Below are 2500 nucleotides of genomic sequence, written 5' to 3'. Positions count from 1 at the left end.
TTTTACGACCCGAAAGCCTTCATCACTCACGCGGCGTTGCTCCGTCAGACTTTCGTCCATTGCGGAAGATTCCCTACTGCTGCCTCCCGTAGGAGTCTGGGCCGTGTCTCAGTCCCAGTGTGGCCGATCACCCTCTCAGGTCGGCTACGCATCGTTGCCTTGGTGAGCCGTTACCTCACCAACTAGCTAATGCGACGCGGGTCCATCCATAAGTGACAGCCGAAGCCGCCTTTCAATTTCGAACCATGCAGTTCAAAATATTATCCGGTATTAGCCCCGGTTTCCCGGAGTTATCCCAGTCTTATGGGCAGGTTACCCACGTGTTACTCACCCGTCCGCCGCTAACTTCTTGAGAGCAAGCTCTCAATCCATTCGCTCGACTTGCATGTATTAGGCACGCCGCCAGCGTTCATCCTGAGCCAGGATCAAACTCTCCAATAAAGTTAGTTTGTCTAGCATCTAAAAATAAAAATTGACGTTTCACGTTGTTTGTTTCGTTCAGTTTTCAAAGAACTAATGGTGGAGCCTAGCGGGATCGAACCGCTGACCTCCTGCGTGCAAGGCAGGCGCTCTCCCAGCTGAGCTAAGGCCCCAAAAACAATATCGGGAAGACAGGATTTGAACCTGCGACCCCCTGGTCCCAAACCAGGTGCTCTACCAAGCTGAGCCACTTCCCGAAAGAAAACGCGCCCGAGAGGAGTCGAACCCCTAACCTCTTGATCCGTAGTCAAACGCTCTATCCAATTGAGCTACGGGCGCATATGGTGCCGAGGGCGGGGGTCGAACCCGCACGGTGGTCACCCACCGCAGGATTTTAAGTCCTGTGCGTCTGCCTGTTCCGCCACCCCGGCATGTCATATTGAAAATTGGAGCGGAAGACGGGATTCGAACCCGCGACCCCAACCTTGGCAAGGTTGTATTCTACCACTGAACTACTTCCGCAAGACATGTTATGAGATATTTTATTAAAAGTGCGGGTGAAGGGAGTCGAACCCCCACGCCAAAGGCGCTAGATCCTAAGTCTAGTGCGTCTGCCAATTCCGCCACACCCGCATATTTTATTAAAAATGGTGAGCCATGAAGGATTCGAACCTTCGACCCTCTGATTAAAAGTCAGATGCTCTACCAACTGAGCTAATGGCTCGTACAATTAAAAACTGGTGCCGACTAGAGGACTTGAACCCCCAACCTACTGATTACAAGTCAGTTGCTCTACCAATTGAGCTAAGTCGGCTAAATGGTGGAGGATGACGGGATCGAACCGCCGACCCCCTGCTTGTAAGGCAGGTGCTCTCCCAGCTGAGCTAATCCTCCATTTGCCTGGCAACGTCCTACTCTCACAGGGACAAGGTCCCAACTACCATCGGCGCTAGAGAGCTTAACTTCCGTGTTCGGTATGGGAACGGGTGTGACCTCTCTGCCATCATTACCAGACTGTATTCATTTAAGACAAGAATTATTGTAACTTATTTAACTTTTAAAGTCAACAAGTTTTTTATATTCTTTCAAAACTAGATAACATTGCTTCATATTATATGGTTAAGTCCTCGATCTATTAGTATTCGTCAGCTCCACATGTCACCATGCTTCCACCTCGAACCTATCAACCTGATCATCTTTCAGGGATCTTACTAGCTTACGCTATGGGAAATCTCATCTTGAGGGGGGCTTCATGCTTAGATGCTTTCAGCACTTATCCCTTCCGCACATAGCTACCCAGCTATGCCCTTGGCAGAACAACTGGTACACCAGCGGTGCGTCCATCCCGGTCCTCTCGTACTAAGGACAGCTCCTCTCAAATTTCCTACGCCCACGACGGATAGGGACCGAACTGTCTCACGACGTTCTGAACCCAGCTCGCGTACCGCTTTAATGGGCGAACAGCCCAACCCTTGGGACCGACTACAGCCCCAGGATGCGATGAGCCGACATCGAGGTGCCAAACCTCCCCGTCGATGTGGACTCTTGGGGGAGATAAGCCTGTTATCCCCGGGGTAGCTTTTATCCGTTGAGCGATGGCCCTTCCATGCGGAACCACCGGATCACTAAGCCCGACTTTCGTCCCTGCTCGACTTGTAGGTCTCGCAGTCAAGCTCCCTTATGCCTTTGCACTCTACGAATGATTTCCAACCATTCTGAGGGAACCTTTGGGCGCCTCCGTTACACTTTAGGAGGCGACCGCCCCAGTCAAACTGCCCACCTGACACTGTCTCCCGGGTCGATAAGACCCGTAGGTTAGAATTTCAATACAGTCAGGGCGGTATCCCACCAGCGCCTCCACCGAAGCTAGCGCTCCGGTTTCAATGGCTCCCGCCTATCCTGTACAAACTGTACCAAAATTCAATATCAGGCTACAGTAAAGCTCCACGGGGTCTTTCCGTCCTGTCGCGGGTAACCTGCATCTTCACAGGTACTATAATTTCACCGAGTCTCTGGTTGAGACAGTGCCCAAATCGTTACACCTTTCGTGCGGGTCGGAACTTACCCGACAAGGAATTTC

Annotated in this window: 9 tRNA genes and 3 rRNA genes (2 of these 12 running past the window's edge); all 12 read right to left on the bottom strand. The window is 51.5% G+C overall.

Going from position 1 to position 2500, the window contains the following annotated elements:
* Window positions 1-441 (bottom strand): 16S ribosomal RNA (locus tag MHB70_RS26295); it reaches 1111 nt to the left of the window's first position.
* Window positions 442-517: 76 nt separating this feature from the next.
* Window positions 518-593 (bottom strand) — tRNA-Ala (locus MHB70_RS26290).
* Window positions 594-603: 10 nt separating this feature from the next.
* Window positions 604-677, bottom strand: a tRNA-Pro gene (locus MHB70_RS26285).
* An 8-nt stretch (window positions 678-685) separates the two neighbouring features.
* Window positions 686-759, bottom strand: a tRNA-Arg gene (locus tag MHB70_RS26280).
* 3 nt (window positions 760-762) lie between these two features.
* Window positions 763-851: transfer RNA gene (locus tag MHB70_RS26275), tRNA-Leu, on the bottom strand.
* A 16-nt stretch (window positions 852-867) separates the two neighbouring features.
* Window positions 868-942 (bottom strand) — tRNA-Gly (locus MHB70_RS26270).
* Window positions 943-972: 30 nt separating this feature from the next.
* Window positions 973-1053: transfer RNA gene (locus tag MHB70_RS26265), tRNA-Leu, on the bottom strand.
* A gap of 15 nt (window positions 1054-1068) precedes the next feature.
* Window positions 1069-1144, bottom strand: a tRNA-Lys gene (locus MHB70_RS26260).
* 14 nt (window positions 1145-1158) lie between these two features.
* Window positions 1159-1234, bottom strand: a tRNA-Thr gene (locus tag MHB70_RS26255).
* A gap of 4 nt (window positions 1235-1238) precedes the next feature.
* Window positions 1239-1314: transfer RNA gene (locus MHB70_RS26250), tRNA-Val, on the bottom strand.
* 4 nt (window positions 1315-1318) lie between these two features.
* Window positions 1319-1434: ribosomal RNA gene (gene rrf, locus MHB70_RS26245) — 5S ribosomal RNA — on the bottom strand.
* A 101-nt stretch (window positions 1435-1535) separates the two neighbouring features.
* Window positions 1536-2500 (bottom strand): 23S ribosomal RNA (locus MHB70_RS26240) (it continues 1957 nt past the right edge of the window).

Source organism: Bacillus sp. FSL M7-1020 (assembly GCF_038050415.1).
GTDB lineage: Bacteria > Bacillota > Bacilli > Bacillales > Bacillaceae_G > Bacillus_A > Bacillus_A toyonensis.
This window is presented reverse-complemented; position numbering and strand designations above follow the sequence as displayed.